Below are 20,864 nucleotides of genomic sequence, written 5' to 3'. Positions count from 1 at the left end.
GTGTCCGCACATGCAGCGAGGCAGCAACCCGGTCGGTCCCCGCAAGGACGACGAGATGAAGCACGAGCTGGAGGGCCGTCTGCGGTCCGGCCGGCCCACCCACGCGGAGGAGGCGTACGACCCCGAGCCGCCGGCGGACGACGACATCCGCCTGGACCGGAGCGGACCGGTGCCGCCGCCCGGTGAGGAACGGGACCGGGCCCGGGCGGAGGCCGAGGCGGAGACGCTGCGGAGCGACATGGCACGCCACCTGGAGCGGGCCGTCTTCCCCGCCGACCGCCGAACGGTGCTCGACGTCCTGGACGCGCACCACGCACCGGATCACCTGCTGGAGGCGGTGCGGGGACTGCCGGACGGCGGCGAGTACGCCAACGTGACCGAGATCGTCGATGCGCTCGTGCACGGGCGTCCGGGATAGCACTGCCCGGCTGCTCCGGCTCAGCCGCCCCGGGACCGGGCGACAGGACATCCGCCGAGCGGTGATGTCGCCCGCCCGTGGGCCGAGGGCTGATTCGGGCAGGGTGCCGGCCGTACACGCACGCGTACGGCATGCCGAAGCACGCCGTCCGGCCGCACCTCCTGCCGCAGCGCCGGCCTGCGGCAGGAGGTGCGGCCGGACGAGGCCGAGCACGTGCACGTGTGCGCGGTACCGCCGGCCACCGTCGACACCCGCTGCCCGAGCACGCGGCCGACCACACGGGCCCGCCGGGCCGACAGGACCCCTCTGCCGCGCAAGGAGTCCGCTCCGGCCGGTCACGGCAATCTGTACGCGCCGGTGCCCGGTGGAGGGGAGGCTCACGGAGGGTGGGGCGGACGCCGTCGCACCGCGATGCACCGACCCACCGCCACGGCCCCGGCGGGCGCGGTGGCGGGCAGCGCACGGCGCCCCCCCCGCACGGCCACGACGCACTGAGCGGTCGGGACGCGCACGGGCCGGTGCCTCTTCGCGGGACGCCCGGCAGGAGCGGCCGTCCCGCGCGGCGCCCCGGCCGCGAGCCGTGCCGGCCGCGGCGCGCGCCGGGCCCCGCGCAGGTCTCCGCGCGCGTTGCACGATCCGGTGACGCCGCGGCGCATGCATCCGGCGCCGTGGCACCGGTTCCACGGCATCCGGCACGGGTACGCGGAGCGAGTCCCCGACCTGAGGGAGGAGTGTTTTCCATGGCGCACACGACGGTCGACGAGGTGCTGGGCGCCCTGAAGGACGTGGACTTCCCGGCGGACAAGGACCAGTTGCTGGAAGCGGCCCGTTCCGCCGGTGCCTCCGACGAGGTGATGTCCGCCCTGCGCGGCGTTCCGCCGGAGACCTACACCAACCGCGAGGACATCGTTCGCTCGGTACGGACCGATCCCGACTCCGACCTGGGGTACACCGAGGCCCAACGCGGCGAGCAGGCTCGCCGGGGCGGCAAGCCCGGTCTGTCGCAGCATCTGCGCGAGGTGCCCAAGACCCCGGTGGAGGAGGAGCTGGACCGGTGACGACCGCGCGGGCACGCCCCGGTCGTCGTGGTGTCGCCAGGCCGCTGCCCAGGCAGGGATGACCGCCTGGCGCGCCACCGGGCGGAGCCCTTCACCGCGTGCCACGAGCGGAGCCGCTCACTGTGCGGCTCCGCTCGGTGGAGGGCGACGGGTGGCTCAGTCGGCGTTCCCGGGGCGTTCGCCCTTCGGGCCGCGGCCGCGCTCGGTGCGCGGTCCTCGGCTCCACCCTTACGGGTCCTGCTGCAGGGATTCGTCGGCGGCCGTGTTGGCGTGTCCTGGTCCGGGACTCCCGACCGCTCCGCCTCCTTACGCGCCCTGGCCCGCTTGGTGTCGTACTTCCTGCTTCCAGGTCGAGGCACGACGATCACCTCCTGGCGCCGGGTGCCCCCACCCCCACGGGCACGAACGAAGGGAGGCGAGCACCATGCCGGTGCCCGAGAACGCCCGGGCCCACCCGACGATCCAGGAGAACGCGCGGCACGGCAGGCTCACCGCTCGCCCACCGGCCGCCGCGCCGGAACCGCAGGATCCGCCCGAGCCGGGCACGCACCCGCTGGACGGCGGGGCGTTGCTGCGTGTGCCGCCGGGCACGCCGCCGTACCGGCTGGTGGTCGTGCTGCACGGGGCCGGCGGATCGGCCCGGCAGGCGCTGACCTGGCTGCTTCCGCAGGCGGGAGCCGACGGTCTCCTGCTGCTCGCGCCCCAGGCCGCCGCCGCCACCTGGGACCTGATCGTCGGAGGGTACGGCCCCGACGTGAGCGCGCTCGACGCCGCGCTGGCCGACGTGTTCCGCCGGGTCCCGGTGGGGCCGGCTCAGGTGGCGGTCGCGGGCTTCTCCGACGGTGCCTCGTACGCGCTCTCCCTGGGGCTGGCCAACGGTGACCTCTTCGACGCGGTGCTCGCCTTCTCGCCGGGCTTCATGGCACCCGTGATCCGTCACGGCCGGCCCCGCGTCTTTGTCTCCCACGGCACGGCGGACGCGGTGCTGCCGATCGGACGGTGCAGTCGCCGGCTCGTCCGTGCGCTGGTCGGCGACGACGTTCCGGTCACCTACCGGGAGTTCGCGGGCGGCCACGAAGTACCCCCCGAGGTGGCCGCGGAGGCGTTGCGGTGGTGGAGCGGGGCATGAGGCGGCGCGGGGAGGGCATCAGGGGCGTCGGGGGCGTCGGGCACGAGGTTCCCGCCGCTGCGGCCGCGGCCGGCATCGAGACCCGCGCCGGAGGCCGGTGAGCGCTCGGCGAGGGAGTGGAGGGCTTCGCCGTCGACGACACGGTCTTCGCCGCCCGTGTACCTGTGGACCCGGACACCGGGGACGCGGGCGCGCCGGGCCCGGTCGGCACCGCCGCCTTCGACGGCGCCCGCTCGCGGGGCCGCTCACGACGGGCGGCCTGATCGCCTCCACCACGGGCCTGATCCAGGAGGCCGTCACCGGACAGGACGTGACCGTCCACGGTGTCGACGGCCGACGCCCACGCCCGGATCCTGACCACGCCGGCCGGGAAGGCCGCCCCCGCGCTGCGCGTCCCGGTCGCCGCCACCCGTCCGCGGAGCGGGCCACGACGCGCTCGCCGCGTTCGGCGCAGACAGGGGGCATGGACCGTTCGATGCGGGGCATTTGAAGATCTGCTTGACGCTCCCGGTGGTGAGCCGGGGCGTCGGATGCCTGGGATGCAGCCGGTTCCTCGCGGTGAGGCGGGCCGTCCTGAGATGAGTGTGAAGGGGAGAGGTATCACCATGATCGTTCCGGCGGAGAAGGAACTGCGCGCCGTGCTGGCCCGGTTCGCCCAGGCACGCATGGAACACGACGTGCACCCCACCGGCCGCACCAGCCGGGCTCTCGAGGACGCCACGTACACGCTGTGCGTGATGACCGGGGCCCGCACCGCCGAGCAGGCTCTGCGCGTGGCGGACACCTTGCTCGAGCAGTACGGGACGGGTCGTGTGAGCGTCTCCCGGGAGAACGAGACACTGGCCGCGTAGCGGGCTGGGCCTCCTCTGCCCGCCGCCGTGCCGGGCGATGGGCACGGGGCCGGCTTCCTCGTCCCGACCGGCCCGCCCCGCCGGCCCGCACAGCCGGGTGGCACCGGGCCGGCGGGTGCCGCACGGACCAGGACCTGCTGGACTCGATCCATGGACGACGACCGGGCCGACCCCACAGCCGGGTTCCCGACCCCGCGGGCCGAACTGATCACCTTCGGTCACAGCACGGCCGACCGGGAGGCGCTGGCAAGGCTCTTGCGGGAAGCCGGCGTCGCGGCCGTCGTGGACATCAGGACCGCTCCCGGCAGCCGCCGGGACCCGGACGTGTCCCGGCAGCGCCTGGCCCGGTGGTTGCCCGAGGAGGGCATCGCCTACCGGTGGGAGCCGCGCCTGGGCGGCTTCAGGAAACCGCCGCCGGACTCACCCGACACGGTCTGGCGCAACGTCTCCTTCCGCGGCTACGCCGCGCACACCCGCAGCCCGGAGTTCGTCACCGCCCTGGACGAGGTCGTGCGGCAAGCCGGTGAACAGCGCACCGCGGTGATGTGCAGCGAAGCGGTGTGGTGGCGATGCCACCGGCGTCTCGTCGCCGACTTCGCCGTCCTGGCCCGCGGCACGCCCGTCCACCACCTCATGCACGACGGACGCCTCGCACCTCACAGGCCGACGCCGGGCGTGCGCCTCCGCGGTGACGGCCTCCTCGTGTACGACGACACCGGCTCGGCACCGCCCTGACGGCCGGCGGGGGAGAGGCCGCGTCGAACTCCGCCGGCTGCCGGGCGGAACCCGTCCAGCAGCCGAGCGAACCCGGCGTGCCCGGGCGGGAGTCGGCCGGGTCGCGGGCGTGCCGGTGGTCGGAGGCGTGGACGGCGGCCGTTCACGGGGCGCCGGTGACGCGGAACACCGGCCAGCCGATCTCCGTGCGCCACCGGGCCTCAGCCGGGGTGTCGCGCGGGCCGACGAGGTAGGTCTCGCGTACCGGCCCGGCCACGGCGAGAGCGTGGTCCGCCACCCACCTGCCGAGCTCGCCGTAGGTCACGTCGATCGTGTCGTGCGCGCCCGCGTGCACGGCGACCGCGAGTTCCACCCCCGGCAGCTCGATGCTGCGGATCCGTCCCACGGCCGGTACGGGCGCGGCGATCGGGACGTGCACGAGGACATGTCCCCGCCCCTGGGTGAACAGCGCGTTGTCGTAGAGCCCGCCCGCGGGCCCCGCCGGTTCGCGGACGACCGCGTCGAGTTCGGCCATGGCGCCCGCGTACCAGCCGAGCACGTCCGCGTGTGCGACGGTGGCCTCCACCGCGGCCACGAGCCGTGCGGGCACCTGCCGCAGCTCGACGGCGACGCCGGCCTGCTCCGGGCGCAGCAGCCGCTGCAGTGAGGCGACGGCCGCCTGGGTGCGCGACAGCTGGTCCTCCAGCCGTTGGAGGTGTCCGGCCACGAGCGCCGCGCGCGCGGCCGGGTCCTGCGTGAGCAGGATCTGCCGGACGTCCGCGAGCGGGACGTCGAGCTCCCGCAGCCTGGAGATCACCTGCGCGGCGGGGATCTGGGCGGCGTCGTAGTACCGGTAGCCGCTCGACGGGTCCACGTGGGCCGGTTCCAGCAGCCCCGCCTCGTGGTAGCGGCGCAGGGTCCGGACGCTCAGGTGGGTCATCTGCGCGAATTCGCCGATCGTCAGCACGCGTCCTACTGTGCACCCTCCCGCAGGGGGAGGGTCGAGAGGCTTGACCTTCCCGGCGCGGGAGGCCGCACGGTCACGTGCATGACCAGCACGACACCCGCTTCCCCCGATCTGGAGGGACGTCTCGCCCTCGTCACCGGTGCCGGCAGGGGCACCGGCGCCGCGATCGCGGCACGTCTGCGCGCGTCCGGCGCCACCGTGCTCGCCACGGCGCGCACAGCGCCCGAGACCGCCGCCCACCGGGACTCCTTCATCGCTGCCGACCTGACGTCGCCCGAAGGCGTCGACACCGTCGTCACGGCCGTGCACGAGCGGTTCGGCACCCTCGACGTCCTCGTGCACACCCTCGGCGGATCCCGCTCGCCCGCCGGGGGGTTCGCCGCCCTCACCGAGGAGCACTGGCAGGAGGAACTCGCCCTCAACCTGCTGGCCGCGGTCCGTCTGGACCGCGCGCTGCTGCCGGCGATGCGCCGGGCCGGCCGCGGCGCCGTCATCCACGTCTCGTCCATCCAGCGCCGGCTGCCCCTGTTCGACGCCACGCTCGGCTACGCCGCCGCCAAGGCAGCGCTGACCACCTACAGCAAGGGGCTCGCCCGTGAGCTGGCCCCGCACGGAGTGCGGGTCAACGTCGTCTCCCCGGGCGCCATCGAGACGGAAGCGGCTACGGCCCTCGTCGCCCGCATCGCCCGGTCCCAGGGCATCGACCACGCCGCGGCCTGGGAGCAGGTCCTGGCGGCACTCGGCGGCATCCCCCTCGGCCGCCCCACGCGCCCGAAGGAGGTGGCCGAGCTCGTCGCCTTCCTCGTCTCCGACCGGGCCGGTGCCATCACCGGCGCCGAGCACACGATCGACGGCGGCACCGTCCCCACCGTCTAGGCCCGCCCCCCACCGTCGGCAATACCACGCTCACAAGGAGAGACATGACCCCCACCTCGCCCCCGACCCCGACCCCGACCGCGACCGATCTTCGGCACCTGCCAGGCGTCGTCCGGGCCTGCCTCGACGCGCACGCCCGCGGCGACGTCCCGGCAGCGGCCGAGTGCTTCGCCCCGGCCGCGGTGGTCGTGGACGACGGCAGCACCTACCGCGGCCGCGAGGAGATCCGCGGCTGGCTCAGCCGCTCCTCGGCCGAGTACACCTGCACGACCACCCCCATCGCCGCCGTCCGGCGCGGCGCGCGGCACTGGAACGTGACCCAGCGCCTCGAAGGAGACTTCCCCGGCGGCGTCGTCGACCTCGACTACGCCTTCACGGTCGACGACGCGCGGATCACGGCACTCGTCATCAGCCCCGTGTAGCCGCTCCCGGGCGACCGCGAAGCCCGCTCGTACCGCCGGTGCCGGAGCCGGAGCCGCCGGCGGGCCGGCCCGCCGGCGGCGCAAGGCTCTGCTCCCAGAGGGACGGGCGCCCCGCACGGTGCCCGGCATGACAAGCTGTGCTTCCACTGCCCGACCTCAGGAGGTCACCATGACCGCAGAATCTCCGTCGCAAGAAGGTCCGGAGCCGGCCGACAGCGAGAGCCGTGCCCTGACGCCCGACGACGACGGCCAGTACGACCTGAAGGGCAAGTTCCGGGAAGCCCTCGCGCGCAAGCGAGGCAAGCAGGCGGAGGCCGCCGCCCTCGCTGCGAACACCGACGCGTCGAAGGTCCGCAGCGCGCACGGTCCGGCTGCGAGCCAGCGGTCGTTCCGGCGGAAGAGCGGCGGCTGAGTCCACACCGCCGCCGGGAGGGACTCGGCGCGACACCGGCCGGCAGCCTTGCCGGTGGTCTCGAACCGGGTCCCGGGCAACTCCCGGCGGCGGGCCCCGCGACAGCGGGGAAGCACCCGGCACACTCCGCGCGTGAGACGGCCCGCCGAGTTCGGCCGTCTCGTGCGCGACCGGGTCGCAGCATGCGGTCGGTCAGCTCGGCGTCCGGCCCGCCCGTCGCGGTAGCGGCCCTCACCGTGCCCCGGGCTTTCCCGGTGAAGCACCGGTGGAGTGCCGCTCCCGACGCCCCGCACGCGGCGGCCGGGGACGCCCGCTCCCGACTCGACGGCTACGCCCTCGACCGCCACCGGGCCGCGCAGGGCGAAGCGGGGGAGGGCCGGTGCCGGGCCGGCGACCGGAAGGCGCGGCGGCCGGTGTGCGAGCGGCCGGAGCGAGGTTCACCGACGAACGGGGGGAAGGACACGGCGCGCGGTGGCGCCTGGACGCCGGCGACCCGGCTATGTGCGGGACGTGCCGCACCGACGACGTCACCCGGCACCTGCTCGACACGGGCACGATCCGCGTCGCGATCGACAGCACGTTCCCGGTCGCGGACGCCCGGGCGGCGCACGAACGCGCCGCCCGCGGCCACATCCAGGGCAAGATCGTGCTCACGGTCGCTTAGGAACGCGCCCCTTCATCGCAGGAGGCCTCGCGGGCACCGTCCCCGACGTGAACTCGGCGTCCCGGACGTGAACTCGGCGTCTCCGCAGCCGTCGACACCCCGACCGCCGGAACCGCCGGACCCTCGGCGGGCCGGCCCTCACCACCCGGCTCGGTCTCACCACCCGGCTCGGTCTCACCACCCGGCTCGGCCTCACCACCGCCACCTCCGCCGCGATGCCACCGGCGTCTGCGCAAGGAGGCGACGCCGGCGTGGCCGAGCCGGCGGACGACCGCGACGGAACGCCGTGATCGATGAGTCCGGTGGCAGGAGCGTGCCGGAGCGGGCGGGAAGGCTCCGCGTCAGGCCGGGCCGAGGACGCGGAACTCGTTGCCCTCCGGGTCGGCCGGGACCGTCCGGGGGAGGGCGCCCGGCCAGCACCGGCGGGCGTCGCGCCGAGCTCCTTCAGGCGCGCGACCGACTTCGCGCGGCCGACTCCGCGCGACGGGCCGCGGACGTGGTGGCGAGTTCGATGTGCGCGCGGTCCTTCACCGTTTCGGGGCCCGGAACGGCGATGACGTCGACGCGGACGGCGGCGGGGTCCGGCCAGGCAGAACCCACGGGCGTGACACCGGCCCCGACGCCCGCGACCAGGGCGGCACCCTGGACCCGCACGCCGACAGCGGCCGGATCGCCCTGCGCGAAGCGGGCTGCTCGACGACTTCTTCCGGCCGGCCCGCCCCGAGGGGCAGGAAACGCGCCAGAGGGGCCCGGCCGGCACGACCCTCTTCCATCGCCTCCCGCAGGAGGGCGAAAGGTCCGAACCGGAGATCGACCGCGGCCGCCCGCGCGACCTGCTGCTCGACTCCCCGCACCCGGGCACCGTGCGACAGGACCACACCCTCGGGGGAGCCTCCGGCCCCGCCCGCGGACCGCGAACCCCGCACTTCGCCAACGGCGCCACCGTCACCGCCGACCTCGTCGTCGGCGCCGGCGGCGCCCGGTCCACGGTCCGGCGGGCCGTCCCCTCCGCCGCCCCCGAGTACAGCGGCGTGAGCTTCCTCGAAGCCCGGTTCGACGACGTCGACGACCGGCGCCCCGGCATCACCGAACCGGTCGGCCGGGGCAGCGCCGCGGCGGCCGACCGGCGAACGCGGCCTGTTCGCCCGGCGCAACGGCGGAAACCGCGTCCGCGCCCCCATCGTCCAGCGCGGTCCCGGCCGACCGGATCACCGCCGACGGCCTGACGCCCGAGGACACCGACGGCGTCCGCCGCGTCCTGGTACGGCGTCACGCCGGCTGGTCACCCCGCCTGCGCGAGTTGATCACCGACGACGACAGCCGTTACGTCGACCGCCCGGTCTTCGCCCTGCCGGTCCCGCACACCTGGGACCACAACCCCACCGTCACCCTGCTCGGCGACGCCGCCCACCTCATGCCCCCGCTCGGCGTCGGCGTCACCCTCGCCCCGCTCGACGCCCGCGCACTCACTCTCGCCCTCGCCCTCGTGAACACCGGCACTGTCGACGACGCCGTCCGCGTCTACGGGACGACCATGGTGCTCCGCTCGACCGAGATGGCCCGGCTCCTCGACGGCGCAGCCGCCGGACTGCCGCCCACGGGCCTGCCCGGTCTCGCCGGCGACGACCGAGCTTGACCGGACGGGTCGTCGAAGACGGTGGCCTCGCCTTCTCCGCCGCACGGGCGACCGCCCTCCACGGTCACGCCTTCCCGCGCGGCCCCGTCGCCTTCCCGCCGTGGGGGAGTGGAGTCTCCGCACGGAATTCCGGCCGTTTCCGAGCATCCATGTCCGCACCGCGCACGGCCCGGCAGGGCCGTCCGGCGCTCAGCCCTGCAGCCTGTTCGCTTCTGTTGAGAACCTTCGCTTTTCGTGAAGGTGCACGCATGTTGACGCACCCGAGACAAGCGCTCTACTTTCCACGGAAAGCGCTTGCTGACAGATGGGCCGCCGTTCCGTCAGTCCAGCGCCGCTCAAAGCGCCCTCTTCGCCATGCCCGATCACCGCTGTAGAAAGGGCTGTCCCCCGATGCGATTATCCGGAGTCCGCGCGTCCCGAGCCGCCCTGACCCTCGCCGCACTGGTGGCCTCCTTCCTGACCACCGCGCCGGTCGGCCCCGCCTCCGCCACCCCTCCCACTTCTCACCCTCCCGCCTCTCACCCTCCCGCCGTCTCCGCCGCGACCGCCGACGGCTTCGCCTCCGTCGACGCCCTCGGGCAGAAGGGCACCACCGGTGGCGCGGGCGGCGCGGTCGTCACGGCCACCACCAGCGCGCAGTTCCTCGCCTACATCTCCCGCCCGGAACCCCTCGTGGTGCAGGTCAGCGGCACGATCACGCTGCCCGCGGGCTCCCGCGACGGCATGCACCCGGTCGCCTCGGACAAGACCATCGTCGGCCTGGGCAGCACCGCCCGGCTGACCGGCGGCGGACTGCACATCGGCCTCCCGGCGAGCGACGCCGTCACCTCGCCCCCCGCCGACGCGGTGCACAACATCATCATCCGCAACCTGTCGTTCGACGGCGCCACGGACGACCTGATCAACGTCCAGATGTTCTCGCACCACATCTGGATCGACCACAACGACTTCTCCGACGGTGACGACGGCGCCGTGGACATCAAGCGCGGCTCGGACTTCGTCACCGTGTCCTGGAACCGCTTCCACGACCACGACAAGACACTGCTGCTCGGACACGACGACGACAACGCCGCCCAGGACCGCGGACGGCTGCGCGTCACCTACCACCACAACTACTTCGACGCCTCCGACCAGCGCAATCCCCGCGTCCGGTTCGCCGAGCCGGTGCACGTCTACAACAACTACTACCGCGACAACAGTTACGGCGTCGCCTCCGCCATGGACGCCGGGGTGGTCCTGGAAGGCAACTACTTCCACAGCGTCAACAACCCCGCCCGCGTGGACTTCAGCGGTGACCTCGGCCGCCTCGTCGCGCGCGACAACGTCCTCGTCGAGTGCAACCACCCCGTCGAGACCCGGGGTTCGGTCGTCGAGCCCCGCACGTACTACCCCTACACCCCGCACCGGGCGGCCGAGGTCCCGGCCGTCGTCCCGGCCGGCGCCGGCGTCGGAAAGATCTGAGGAACGGAGACGACGATGGGGAACCTTCCCTCCCTCACCCGCCGCGGCCTGCTCGCGGGCACCGCCGCCACCGCGGCCGCCGCCGCCCTGCCGGCCACCGGCGCGGGCGGGCACGCCTGGGCCGCCGCGCCCGCCGCCGCACGGCGGACGCGAGCCGCCCTGGCGGCGCAGAGCGCCGACGGCTTCGCGGGCGTCCCCGCGCTGGGCCTGTCCGGCACCACCGGCGGCGCCGGCGGCCCGGTGGTCACCGTCACCGACGCCGACACCTTCCTGGACTACTGCGACCGCAACGAGCCCTACGTGATCCAGGTCTCGGGCACCCTGCGCATCAGCAGCAAGCAGGGCGTCCGCTCGAACAAGACCATCATCGGCCTGGGCACCGACGCGGAGATCACCGGCGGCGGCCTGGACATGTACCGCAGGCAGAACGTGATCATCAGGAACCTGCGGTTCACCGGCGCCGACGACGACTCCCTGAGCATCCAGCAGTCCTCGCACCACATCTGGATCGACCACTGCACCTTCAGCACGGGCGCGGACGGCCTGATCGACATCGTGCGCGGCGCGGACTTCGTCACCGTCTCCTGGAACCACTTCCGCGATCACAGCAAGACCATGCTGATCGGCCACTCGGACGCCAACGGGAGCCAGGACAAGGGCAAGCTGCGGGTCAGCTTCCACCACAACTTCTTCGACGGCACGGCCCAGCGCCATCCCCGCGTCCGCTTCGGCGAACCCGTGCACGTCTACAACAACTACTACCGGAACAACACCCTCTACGGCGTGGCGTCCACCGAGGACGCGGGCGTGCTGGTGGAGGGCAACTACTTCGAGGACGTCGCCCACCCGGTCTACTCCGGCTACGACGAGAGCGGACCCGGCCGGGTGGTGGAGCGCGACAACGTCTACGTGCGCTGCGGGAAGCCCGAGACGCTCGGCACCGTCGTCGAGCCGCGCACCTACTACGCGTACACCCTCGACGCCCCCGCGGACCTCCCCTTCCTCGTGCCGGCCGGTGCCGGCGCGGGCCGGATCTGAAGGAGCCCTCGTGCCGGACGTTCCCCCGATCACCCGCCGCGGCCTGCTCGCGGGCACCGCTGCCTCCGCCGCCCTGGCGGCCGTCGGCGCCGCCCCGCCCGCCCGGGCCTCCACCGCCCCGGGCCGGCTCGCCGCCGCGGCGGCGCAGAGCGCCGACGGTTTCGCGAGCGTCAGTGCGCTCGGCCTGAACGGCACCACCGGCGGCGCCGCCGGGCCGGCCGTGACGGTGACCACCGGCGCCCAACTCCGCGACTACGCGGGCCGCAACTCCCCCTGCACCCTCCTGGTCTCCGGCCGCATCGAGATCGACGGCATGATCACCGTGGTGGCCGACAAGACGATCCTCGGTGTCGGCTCCACCGCCGAGATCACCGGGGGCGGTCTCCAGCTCGGTTCCACGACCAGGCCCGGCAACAACGTCATCATCCGCAACATCCGCTTCACCCACGCCTCCGACGACTCCGTCAGCGTCACCAACCGCGCCCACCACGTGTGGATCGACCACTGCGACTTCTCGCAGGGATACGACGGACTGCTCGACATCAAGCGGGAGTCGGACTACGTCACCGTCTCCTGGAACCACTTCCACGACCACAGCAAGACGTGCCTGCTCGGTCACAACGACAGCCACACCGCCGACCGGGGAAAGCTGCGCGTGACGTACCACCACAACTTCTTCGACGGCACCGACCAGCGCCACCCGCGCGTCCGGTTCGCCGAGCCGGTGCACGTCTACAACAACTACTACCGGAACAACCGGCTGTACGGCGTGGCCTCGACCGAGGACGCGGGCGTGCTGGTGGAGGGCAACTACTTCGAGAACGTCGCCCACCCGGTCTACTCCGGCTACGACGACAGCGGCCCGGGCCGGGTGGTCGAGCGCGACAACCTCTACGTCAACTCCGGTGCCCCCCACACACTGGGCTCGGTGATCGAGCCGCGGACCTTCTACGCCTACACCCTCGACGCCCCGTCGACCGTCCCCACCACCGTTCCGGCCGGCGTCGGCGTCGGCAGGATCGCCTGACCAGGAGGCACACGATGCACCGCACGGGCACTCTCCTCCTCACGGCCCTGGCCGCACTGACCGCCACGGCCGCCGCCTCCGCACCCACCGCTCCCGCGGTATCGGCGGAGTCGGCGCCCACCGGGTTCGCGAGCGTCGACGCGTGGGGCCAGAACGGCACCACCGGCGGCGCGGGCGGTCCGACCGTGACCGTCTCCACCGCCGCCGACCTCATCGCCGCCGTCAAGGCCGACGGCCCGAGGATCGTGCGGGTCAACGGCATGATCACGCTGCCCGCCGGGATGTACGACGTCAGCTCCGACAAGACGATCGTCGGTGTCGGCGCGAGTTCCGGCATCTCGGGCGGAGGCCTCAACATCGGCCTGCCCGCGAGCGACAGCGTCACCTCGCCGCCCGCGAACGCCGTGCACAACGTCATCGTCCGCAACCTGACGTTCAAGAACGCCAGTGACGACTCCATCAACGTCCAGATGTTCTCGCACCACATCTGGATCGACCACAACGACCTGTCCGCCGGATACGACGGACTGATCGACATCAAGCGGGGCGCCAGCTACATCACCGTCTCCTGGAACCACACCCATCACCACGCCAAGAACATGCTGCTGGGCCACTCCGACAAGAACGGCGCCCAGGACACCGGCCGGCTGAAGGTGACCTACCACCACAACTGGTACGACCGCACCCCGCAGCGCAATCCGCGCACCCGCTTCGGCGACCCGGTCCACATCTACAACAACTACTTCCTCGACAACAGCGACACCGGCCCCGCCTGCAACGCGGACTCGGGCTGCTTCATCGAGGGCAACTACTTCGACGACGTCGAAGAGCCCATGACGAACAGCTACTCGGGACCGGAAGGCAACATCGTCGAGCGGAACAACGTCTTCGTCGGCGACACCGGCGAACCGGTCACGGGCGGCAGCGTCGAGGACCCGGCGGACTACTACGACTACACCGTCGACGACCCGCAGACCGTCAAGGACGCCGTGACGCGGGGCGCGGGCCCGGGCACCATCGGCCTGTGACCAGGGGAAACCACCGGTTCGAACAGGCCGGACGGCATGCACGGAGGGGCGTCGTGCCCACGGGTCGCCGTGGTTCGCGGGTCGGATCCGGGGCTCGCCGCCGTCGACGTACAGGTGGGCTCCGAGGATGAAGCCGCTCTGCTCGGAGGCGAGGAAAGCCGCCGCGTCACCGAGGAGTTCAGGATCACCGGGGCAACCTCGCCGAGCAGGGCGGCGCCTTCCGCACCGTGAGCACCTCGCCCCGTCCGCGCACCCCGCGCTTGGCGGCTTTCGGCCTGACGGTCCGGGCCCGGGATGCGCAGAATGGCACGTACTGCCATAGGAGGTCGCCGTGAGTCCCCTGCGTTCCGAAAGACCCCTCCGCGCCGTCGTCCGGGCCTTCGCCGTACTGGCGCTGCTCCTCGGCTGGTCCGCCGCCACCGGACCGGCCGCCCAGGCCGGGGAACGAGCGGCGCATCGGACGGCCCTCGCGGTGCGCGGGGGCGACACCCTCTACAGCACCGGCACCCGCTGCACCGTGGGTTTCAACGCCCGCTCCGGCTCCGCGGTGCACGCGCTCGTTCCGGGCCGGTGCGCCCAGGGCGTCCGTACCTGGTACGCCGACGCCGGCCTGACCGTCGCCGTCGGCGTCACCACGGCAGTGAGCTTCCCGGGCGACGACTACGCGAGCGTGCGGTACACCGACACGGCGACCGCCTACCCCGGCGAGGTCTCGCTCGGCGCCGGCGCCGGCACCCGCGACATCACCAGCGCGGCGCACCCCGTCGTCGGGCAGTCGATCTGCCACGTCGGGCGGACCACCGGATACCGCTGCGGGACCGTCCAGGCCGTGAACGTCACCGTCAACTACGGCGGGGGAACCGTGTACGGCCTGTTCCGGTCCACCATCTGCTCCGAGCCCGGAGACACCGGCGGTCCGGCCTTCTCGGGCGGCACGGCTCTCGGCATCATCGTCGGCAGCAGCGGGAACTGCGGCTCGGGAGGCGTCACCTACTACCAGCCGGTGACCGAGTGGCTGTCGGCGTACGGCCTGAGCGTCTACTGAGGCGGCCGGGTCGGGCCGTCCGGTCGTGACGCGGTGGCATGCGGCGACCTGTGCGCCGTGAACGGCGGGGCACGTGCCGCCGAACCGCTACGGGCCCCGGCTGCCGGCCCGGAGCGTGTCTCCTCGATCCGTCGGTTCCCGGGGGCATCGGCCTCTTGCCGCCCGAGCAGGGGGACAAGAGAACCCCGGCCTGTCGTCGGGCGCGGTCCGAAGGACCCCGCGGCAGGCCGGCGGGCCCGGCAGACGGTGGAGTCCACTGACACGGCCCGGCCCTGCTGTCACCGTCGTCGGCTGCGGCCAGGACCGCGGTACTTCCGCCGACGAGCCGGTGCGTGGTCGCGGTCGAGGGTGCGACGGCTCGAACTGCGGCTCGGTCCAGGCGGCGGTGCGGTCGGAGAGCGGTCCGGCGATGGCGAGGCAGGCGTCGGGGAGTGTGTCGCGGCGGTGGGCCAGCGAGTCGGGTCTCTCCGCCTCAGCTCCCGCGAAAGCCGCTGTACGAGGCCACTTGAAGAGGGAGAACGCAACTTCGACAGAGTCCGCGGCGGTGGCTATCGTCACCTGTCGTCCGGCGGCGTCCACAGCCGCGGGGGAGTTCCACCGGGCCGAGTCGATCACGCCCACAGCTCCCCACCCGACGGGCAAGCCATCGAACCGAGTCCACGCTCAGCAGGCGAGACCGTCGGGGACTTTCCCTCCGGGCCCACTCAACCAGGGAGAAACGCATGCCCCGTCTTGCTCTGTACACATTCGGCGTCCTGAAGTCACCCCTCACCGATCCCGCCCGTCTCACGCAGGAGTTCTACGAAAGCGGTGAGGCCGTCTACCGGGAGATCGGCCGGCGCCCCGGATACATCGCTCATGCCGAAGCGGCGGACCACAGCCGAGGCACACTGTTCGGCTCGGACTGGGGCGAATGGGGAGAGTTCGCTGTTCCGGCCTGGTACGGCAAAGGCCGCACTGCGGAAACCACCGCCCTGGCAGCGACCCTCTCGCTCTGGACCGACCTGCGATCCGCCTTCGACGCCGTCTACACCGGTCCGCACCGCGCGGCGCTCAACAGGCGTCACGACTGGTTCGAGAGGACGGGACACCCGAATCACGTGTTCTGGTGGGTCACCGACGGCGCACTGCCCACCTGGCAGGACGGGGTCACCAGGCTGGAGCACCTCAACGACCACGGCTACGCACCGTACGCCTTTGCCTTCCACCACCCGTTCGATCCAGCCGGAACACCGACCGGACTCGAAGGCGTCGGGCCGAAGAGCCAGATGCACTGACCCGGACCCTGAGGGACCCGGTTCGCTGAGAATGCCCGGATCACAGCCTTCTGCGACGCCCTTCGGGCGTCAGGCAGCGGCGATAATCTGCACCTGAAGGGACCGCCGACCTCGTCGGCCGGTCGTCGGGGTCGGCGCGGCATCGTTCCCTGGCGTGGAGGATCCGGCTCCTCGTGCATGTGCCGTGCGGGGTGGGAGGGGCAGTGGGGGCGACAGGCGGCAGGGGGCTCGTCGGGAGGGGGCACGAGACGGGCTTGCTGCGTGCCGCCCTGGACGAGGCGCTGAAGACGCCGGGGGCCGGGTCGGCCCTGCTGTTGCGGGGTGAGGCGGGCATCGGCAAGACCGCACTGCTGAACTGGACGGCTCGCCAGGCGGCCGAGCGGGGATTCACCGTGCTGCGCGCGGTGGGTTCGGAGGCCGAGGCGAAAGTGGCGTTCGGGGCGCTGCGTGAAGTGCTGGGGCCGCTTGCCGACGAGGCCGGAGCCCTGCCCGGTCCGCAGCGGGAGGCGCTGGGGTCCGCTTTCGGTCTGCGCGAGCCGCTGTCGCGGGGCGGCGGTTTCCTGGTGGGTGCCGCGGCGCTCACGCTGCTCGCCGGGGCGCTGCGGGAACGTCCGTTGCTGATCCTCGTGGACGATCTGCAATGGGTGGACTCCTCGAGCGTGGAGGTATTCGCCTTCCTGCACCGCAGGACGGCCGGTCTGCCCGTGGTGATCGTGAGCGCGCAACGACCGGACGGAGCGGCCGGTGAGGGCTGGCCCGCCCGGCCGGTCGACGTCGGTGCGCTGGCCCGCGAGCACGCCGTGGAGCTGCTGCACGGGCGGTATCCCGCGCTCAGTGACTCGGCGGCCGAGCGGATCCTCCAGCAGGCGGCGGGCAATCCACTCGCCTTGCTGGAACTCCCCGCGCACCTGAGTCCGGACCAGGCGCGCGGCATCGTGCCGTTGCCGGAGCAGTTCATGCTCGGGCCGCGTCTGGAGCGCCTGTTCGCCGCCCGCCTGGCATCCCTGCCGGCGGCGGCGCGCCGTGTCCTGCTCTTGGTGGCGCTCGGCGGCTCCACGGCCGCCTGGGACGTCGCCAAGTGGCTGCGCGGTCAAGGCGATGCGCGGGGGGACGACACTCGGGTGGAGGACGTGGTGCAGCGCATCGAGTCGAGCGGACTCGCGCACCTCGACTCCCTGGGGCGGCTGGTCTTCCGCCATCCGCTGGTGCGCGGTGCCGTCGTCGCCGGTGCTCCCGAGGAGCGGCAGCGCGCCGCCCACCGGGAACTCGCCGCGGCGCTTCCGGCGGACGACCCGCGTCGGCTGATGCACGAGGCGGCCGCCGCGTCATCGCCCGACGAGGATCTCGCGGCCAGGCTCACCGAGGCGGGACAGCGCCTGGCCCGCAGAGGCGGTGACGCCGAGGCGGCCTCGCTCCTGGACCGTGCGGCGGCCCTGAGCCCCGCCCCGCTCGACCGGGCCCGGCGGCTGACGTGGGCCGCCGTCATGGGCGCACGCGGCGGACGGCTGCCGTACACGGCGAAGCTCCTCGACGAGCTGCGGCGCGGGCCGGTACCGGTCGACGTGGCGCCCCTGTTCGCCTACGCCACGGTCTACGTCGACCAGAGCCACCGGATCGACTTCGAGTCGTCCTTCACCCTGCTGCCCGGGATCCTGGACGCCTTGGCGCAGCCCGGCGCCGACTCGTTCGGCGGGCTGGCCGAGGAGGCGTACTTCAAGTTGCTGATGGCGTCGGCCTGTACGGGCGACGGCCGGGGGTGGGCCGCGCTGGCAGAGCATCGCGGACGGGTGTCCCCGACGGCCCGGCTGTGCCTGCGTGCCTGGCAGGACCCGGCGCGCACGGCGCACGGTGTCGGCGGTGAACTGCGTGCGCTGACCGAGGACGCGGGCCCGGGCCGGGCGGCCGGGTCCGCCTGGCTGGTGCTGTGGACGGCGACGTCGGTGGACATGGCGGACGCGGGGATGCGGCGGCGTTTCACGGAGCAGCACGCGTATGCCACCCAGGGCACGGTCGCGAAGGCCCAAGCCCACCAGGACTATGTGGAGGGCCGTTGGGAGCGGGCCGGCACCTGTGTGCGGGAGGCGGCGGCCGCCGAGGCGCTGGGCTACCACTACAACGCGCTGATGTTCCGGCTGCACCACGCGACGTTCCTGGCCGGGCGGGGTGACGAGGCGGGGCTGGCCGACTGCGACCGGATGCTCCGGCCGGTGGTACAGCGGGCCGGGATGAAGCTCCTGACGGACCACCTCGCGTATCTGCACGGGCTGGTCGCGCTGGCCCACGGCCGTGCGGAGGAGGCGTACGGGCGGCTGGCGGAGCTCACCCCGCCCGGAGTGCTGCCGCCCGGACTTCCCCGCTTCCACCTGCCGTTCTTCGACTTCGTTGACGCCGCTGTGCGGACCGGGCGGCATGCCGAGGCGAGGGCGCACGTGGCGGCGGCGCGGGCGGCGCGGATGGCGGAGATCTCCGCGCACCACGCCTTCCTGCTGGCCGCCGCCTCCGCGGTGGCCGCCCCGGACGAGGAGGCGGAGGAGTCGTTCCGGCGGGCGGTCGCCGTTCCGGGAGCCGAGCGGTGGGTCTTCGGGGCCGCCCGGCTGCGGCTCGCCCACGGGCGGTGGCTGCGTCGGCACCAGCGCGCCGCGGCCCGGCCGGTCCTGAGCGAGGCTCATCGCGCGTTCCGGATGCTGGGTGCCGTCCCGTGGGCGGAGCAGGCCGGGCGGGAACTGCGTGCCGCCGGGCAGGCGGTGGCGGCGGGGCCCGGGCGCCGGGAGCCGTTGACGGCGCAGGAGTTGCGCATCGCCGATCTCGCCGCGGACGGTCTGTCGAACAAGGACATCGGACGGCTGTTGCAGCTGTCGCCGCGTACCGTCGCCGACCACCTGTACAAGGCGTTCCCCAAGCTGGGGATCACGTCCCGGGCCGCGCTCGCGCGGGCCCTGCGCGAGGAGTGAGGGCGGCCGGGAGCGGTGCCGGGCGTCGCCGTGCCGCCCGGCACCGTCCGGTCAGACGGCGAAGCGCTTGACGAAGGCCAGGGCGGTGTCCGCGACCTCGCGCCATCCGCTGTCGATCGTGAGGGCGTGGCCGCGCCCCGGTATCTCGGTGATCTCGGTGACGGCGTGCTCGTTGCGGGCCTGCTTCTTGTAGGAGGCGTTGGCGATGGCCCACGGCACGGTGCGGTCCTTCTCCCCGGAGATGATCAGAAGGGGGCCGCGCCCGGGTGCGAGGGTGTCCACCTTCACTTCCGTCCAGGGGTTGATGTTGGCGACGGCTGCCTGGAACAGCGGCTCGCCCGGCGCGGGCACGGCGAACCGCTCGTACAGCTCCCGGGCCTCCTCCTCGCTCACCGCGTTGGCGAAGGAGTAGCGGAACTGGTCGTAGGTCAGCGGGACCGCGCGGTGGTAGTTGGCGGGGTTGCCGAGGACGGCGCTCGCGGCGCGCAGGGACGACAGCGGCAGGGGCAGCACGCCGCGGAAGGGGGCCGGGTCGATCGCGACGGACGCCGCCGCGAGTCCGCGTCCGGCGATCATCTGGGTGATGAGCCCGCCGAAGGAGTGCCCGATGACGACGGGCTTGCGCTCCAGCCGGCCGATGAGACCGGCGAAGTGGTCGGCGACCTGTCCGACGCTCTTGCCGGCGAAGGCCTCGGGGTGGGCGTTGGCCTCGGCCACGGTGTCGGGGTCGTCCGGCCAGCCGGGCGTCAGGGGCGCGTACCCGGCCTCCTCGAAGACCGCCGCCCAGCGCTCCCAGCTGCTGGGCAACAGCCACAGACCGTGCACGAAGACGACGGGGGTGCGCTCGCCCGCGTTGACGCGCGCGATCTGCTCGAGGTCATGGGGTGTGGTCATGCGGGGTTTCCTCACTGGGAAGGGCGGGTCAGGCAGGGGTGACGGTGTGCGCGGCGGCCTGGATCAGGCGGGCCACGTCACCGGGGTGGCTGTACAGGGGCAGGTGGGAGCTGTCGACGCCGACGGTGCGCGCCCGGGCCCGGGCGGCCTGGAACCGCTGGAGCCGGGGCGGGATGCCGCGGTCGCGCGTGGTGACCAGGACCCACGAGGGGATGCCGTGCCAGGCGGCCGTGGTGGCCCGGTCGGTGAACGCGGTCGCCGCCAGCGGACGCTGGACCGCGGCGAGCAGGCGGGCGGTCGGTTCCGGCACGTCGGCCGCGAAGACGTGCCGGAAGCGGTCCTGGCGGATGCAGAGGTCGGCCCCGGCCGATCCGTCGGGGGCCGGGGCGGGCACGGCGGTGAGGGCGGCCTGGAGTTCGGAGCCGGGGAACCTCGCGGCGAGTTCGCCCAGCACCTCTCCCGCGTCGGGCATGAAGGCGGCGACGTAGACGAGTGCCTTCACGTTCGCGGCGCCTGCGGCGGCTTCCGTGATCACGGCACCGCCGTAGGAGTGCCCGGCCAGGACCACCGGCCCGGTGAGTGAGGCGAGCACGCTCCTGAGGTGGGCGGCGTCCGCGGCGAGCCCGCGCAGCGGGTTGGCGACGGACCGTACCGGATGTCCGGCTCGCTGCAGTCGCCTGATGACGGGGCCCCAGCTGGATCCGTCGGCGAAGGCTCCGTGCACCAGAATGACCAGGGGCCTGTCGTGGCCGTGTCCGGGGTCGTCCCGCCGGGCGGCGCTCGCCGGGGTCGTGCCCAGGCCGGCGGTGGCGGCGACGGCGGCGCCCGCCATCACGACGCCGCGTCGGCTCATCGGCAGGTGCTCGGTCATGGTGTCCGCTCCTCGGTCGCCTCGGTTGTCAGCGGCACGCTAGGGGCGGGGCGCCGCGGGCCGCATGACCGCGGGCGCAGTCCGGTGTGCTGCCGGTGCACGGCGAGGAGCGTCCCTGGCCGGGT

General features: G+C 73.5%; 18 protein-coding genes and 2 pseudogenes. 17 read left to right on the top strand and 3 right to left on the bottom strand.

Annotated features, from left to right (window positions below):
• Window positions 1–10: 10 nt before the first annotated feature.
• From ACIF8T_RS25145 to ACIF8T_RS25125, 5 genes are all read left to right on the top strand, one after another.
• Complete coding sequence (locus tag ACIF8T_RS25145; protein WP_400038331.1) at window positions 11–418, top strand: DUF2795 domain-containing protein; 408 nt, start codon at window positions 11–13, stop codon at window positions 416–418.
• Window positions 419–1,158: 740 nt separating this feature from the next.
• Complete coding sequence (locus ACIF8T_RS25140; protein WP_400038330.1) at window positions 1,159–1,476, top strand: DUF2795 domain-containing protein; 318 nt, start codon at window positions 1,159–1,161, stop codon at window positions 1,474–1,476.
• A 424-nt stretch (window positions 1,477–1,900) separates the two neighbouring features.
• Window positions 1,901–2,605 carry an alpha/beta hydrolase gene (locus ACIF8T_RS25135; RefSeq protein ID WP_400038329.1) on the top strand — a complete coding sequence of 235 codons (705 nt, stop codon included), beginning with the start codon at window positions 1,901–1,903 and terminating at the stop codon, window positions 2,603–2,605.
• Between the two features lie 605 nt (window positions 2,606–3,210).
• Window positions 3,211–3,456 carry a DUF5133 domain-containing protein gene (locus ACIF8T_RS25130; protein ID WP_400038328.1) on the top strand — a complete coding sequence of 82 codons (246 nt, stop codon included), beginning with the start codon at window positions 3,211–3,213 and terminating at the stop codon, window positions 3,454–3,456.
• A 150-nt stretch (window positions 3,457–3,606) separates the two neighbouring features.
• Complete coding sequence (locus ACIF8T_RS25125) at window positions 3,607–4,191, top strand: DUF488 family protein (RefSeq protein ID WP_400038327.1); 585 nt, start codon at window positions 3,607–3,609, stop codon at window positions 4,189–4,191.
• 142 nt (window positions 4,192–4,333) lie between these two features.
• On the opposite strand, the gene ACIF8T_RS25120 is transcribed toward ACIF8T_RS25125, so the two are convergent.
• Window positions 4,334–5,137 (bottom strand): MerR family transcriptional regulator, encoded by an 804-nt coding sequence (locus ACIF8T_RS25120; protein ID WP_400038326.1) that lies wholly within the window; start codon window positions 5,135–5,137, stop codon window positions 4,334–4,336.
• An 81-nt stretch (window positions 5,138–5,218) separates the two neighbouring features.
• Between ACIF8T_RS25120 and ACIF8T_RS25115 the strand changes: the two genes are divergently transcribed.
• The 12 genes and pseudogenes from ACIF8T_RS25115 (at window position 5,219) to ACIF8T_RS25060 (ending at window position 18,974) form a co-directional block, all read left to right on the top strand.
• On the top strand, window positions 5,219–6,013 hold the full coding sequence (locus tag ACIF8T_RS25115) for an SDR family oxidoreductase (protein ID WP_400038325.1): 795 nt from the start codon (window positions 5,219–5,221) through the stop codon (window positions 6,011–6,013).
• A gap of 44 nt (window positions 6,014–6,057) precedes the next feature.
• Window positions 6,058–6,435 carry a nuclear transport factor 2 family protein gene (locus ACIF8T_RS25110; protein ID WP_400038324.1) on the top strand — a complete coding sequence of 126 codons (378 nt, stop codon included), beginning with the start codon at window positions 6,058–6,060 and terminating at the stop codon, window positions 6,433–6,435.
• A 169-nt stretch (window positions 6,436–6,604) separates the two neighbouring features.
• Window positions 6,605–6,847 carry a DUF5302 domain-containing protein gene (locus tag ACIF8T_RS25105; protein ID WP_400038323.1) on the top strand — a complete coding sequence of 81 codons (243 nt, stop codon included), beginning with the start codon at window positions 6,605–6,607 and terminating at the stop codon, window positions 6,845–6,847.
• Between the two features lie 538 nt (window positions 6,848–7,385).
• A pseudogene (locus ACIF8T_RS25100) lies at window positions 7,386–7,511 on the top strand (zinc-binding dehydrogenase); the annotation flags it as partial.
• Between the two features lie 513 nt (window positions 7,512–8,024).
• Window positions 8,025–9,147 (top strand): annotated as a pseudogene (locus ACIF8T_RS25095) (FAD-dependent oxidoreductase).
• A gap of 390 nt (window positions 9,148–9,537) precedes the next feature.
• A complete protein-coding gene (locus ACIF8T_RS25090; RefSeq protein WP_400038322.1) occupies window positions 9,538–10,608 on the top strand; it encodes a polysaccharide lyase family 1 protein in 1,071 nt (356 codons plus the stop codon).
• Between the two features lie 15 nt (window positions 10,609–10,623).
• Entirely contained in the window at window positions 10,624–11,646 is a 1,023-nt protein-coding gene (locus ACIF8T_RS25085) for a polysaccharide lyase family 1 protein (protein WP_400038321.1), read from the top strand.
• A 10-nt stretch (window positions 11,647–11,656) separates the two neighbouring features.
• Window positions 11,657–12,673 (top strand): polysaccharide lyase family 1 protein, encoded by a 1,017-nt coding sequence (locus ACIF8T_RS25080; protein ID WP_400038320.1) that lies wholly within the window; start codon window positions 11,657–11,659, stop codon window positions 12,671–12,673.
• A gap of 14 nt (window positions 12,674–12,687) precedes the next feature.
• Window positions 12,688–13,701 (top strand): polysaccharide lyase family 1 protein, encoded by a 1,014-nt coding sequence (locus ACIF8T_RS25075; RefSeq protein WP_400038319.1) that lies wholly within the window; start codon window positions 12,688–12,690, stop codon window positions 13,699–13,701.
• A gap of 331 nt (window positions 13,702–14,032) precedes the next feature.
• Entirely contained in the window at window positions 14,033–14,746 is a 714-nt protein-coding gene (locus ACIF8T_RS25070; RefSeq protein ID WP_400038318.1) for a S1 family peptidase, read from the top strand.
• 722 nt (window positions 14,747–15,468) lie between these two features.
• Window positions 15,469–16,023 (top strand): DUF3291 domain-containing protein, encoded by a 555-nt coding sequence (locus ACIF8T_RS25065; RefSeq protein WP_400038317.1) that lies wholly within the window; start codon window positions 15,469–15,471, stop codon window positions 16,021–16,023.
• Between the two features lie 173 nt (window positions 16,024–16,196).
• Complete coding sequence (locus tag ACIF8T_RS25060; RefSeq protein WP_400038316.1) at window positions 16,197–18,974, top strand: ATP-binding protein; 2,778 nt, start codon at window positions 16,197–16,199, stop codon at window positions 18,972–18,974.
• Window positions 18,975–19,025: 51 nt separating this feature from the next.
• On the opposite strand, the gene ACIF8T_RS25055 is transcribed toward ACIF8T_RS25060, so the two are convergent.
• Entirely contained in the window at window positions 19,026–19,868 is an 843-nt protein-coding gene (locus ACIF8T_RS25055; protein ID WP_400038315.1) for an alpha/beta hydrolase, read from the bottom strand.
• Window positions 19,869–19,896: 28 nt separating this feature from the next.
• Window positions 19,897–20,739 (bottom strand): alpha/beta fold hydrolase, encoded by an 843-nt coding sequence (locus ACIF8T_RS25050; RefSeq protein ID WP_400038314.1) that lies wholly within the window; start codon window positions 20,737–20,739, stop codon window positions 19,897–19,899.
• Between the last annotated feature and the right edge of the window lie 125 nt (window positions 20,740–20,864).

Source organism: Streptomyces sp. NPDC085946 (assembly GCF_044540485.1).
In the GTDB taxonomy this organism is placed as follows: domain Bacteria; phylum Actinomycetota; class Actinomycetes; order Streptomycetales; family Streptomycetaceae; genus Streptomyces.
This window is presented reverse-complemented; position numbering and strand designations above follow the sequence as displayed.

Excerpts from the sequence above, each read along its gene's own strand:
- ACIF8T_RS25075 (WP_400038319.1), top strand. The coding sequence starts at position 12,688 with ATGCACCGCACGGGCACTCTCCTCCTCACGGCCCTGGCCGCACTGACC.
- ACIF8T_RS25050 (WP_400038314.1), bottom strand. The coding sequence starts at position 20,739 with ATGACCGAGCACCTGCCGATGAGCCGACGCGGCGTCGTGATGGCGGGC.
- ACIF8T_RS25125 (WP_400038327.1), top strand. The coding sequence starts at position 3,607 with ATGGACGACGACCGGGCCGACCCCACAGCCGGGTTCCCGACCCCGCGG.
- ACIF8T_RS25135 (WP_400038329.1), top strand. The coding sequence starts at position 1,901 with ATGCCGGTGCCCGAGAACGCCCGGGCCCACCCGACGATCCAGGAGAAC.
- ACIF8T_RS25145 (WP_400038331.1), top strand. The coding sequence starts at position 11 with ATGCAGCGAGGCAGCAACCCGGTCGGTCCCCGCAAGGACGACGAGATG.
- ACIF8T_RS25065 (WP_400038317.1), top strand. The coding sequence starts at position 15,469 with ATGCCCCGTCTTGCTCTGTACACATTCGGCGTCCTGAAGTCACCCCTC.
- ACIF8T_RS25130 (WP_400038328.1), top strand. The coding sequence starts at position 3,211 with ATGATCGTTCCGGCGGAGAAGGAACTGCGCGCCGTGCTGGCCCGGTTC.
- ACIF8T_RS25115 (WP_400038325.1), top strand. The coding sequence starts at position 5,219 with ATGACCAGCACGACACCCGCTTCCCCCGATCTGGAGGGACGTCTCGCC.
- ACIF8T_RS25140 (WP_400038330.1), top strand. The coding sequence starts at position 1,159 with ATGGCGCACACGACGGTCGACGAGGTGCTGGGCGCCCTGAAGGACGTG.
- ACIF8T_RS25085 (WP_400038321.1), top strand. The coding sequence starts at position 10,624 with ATGGGGAACCTTCCCTCCCTCACCCGCCGCGGCCTGCTCGCGGGCACC.
- ACIF8T_RS25105 (WP_400038323.1), top strand. The coding sequence starts at position 6,605 with ATGACCGCAGAATCTCCGTCGCAAGAAGGTCCGGAGCCGGCCGACAGC.
- ACIF8T_RS25110 (WP_400038324.1), top strand. The coding sequence starts at position 6,058 with ATGACCCCCACCTCGCCCCCGACCCCGACCCCGACCGCGACCGATCTT.
- ACIF8T_RS25090 (WP_400038322.1), top strand. The coding sequence starts at position 9,538 with ATGCGATTATCCGGAGTCCGCGCGTCCCGAGCCGCCCTGACCCTCGCC.
- ACIF8T_RS25055 (WP_400038315.1), bottom strand. The coding sequence starts at position 19,868 with ATGACCACACCCCATGACCTCGAGCAGATCGCGCGCGTCAACGCGGGC.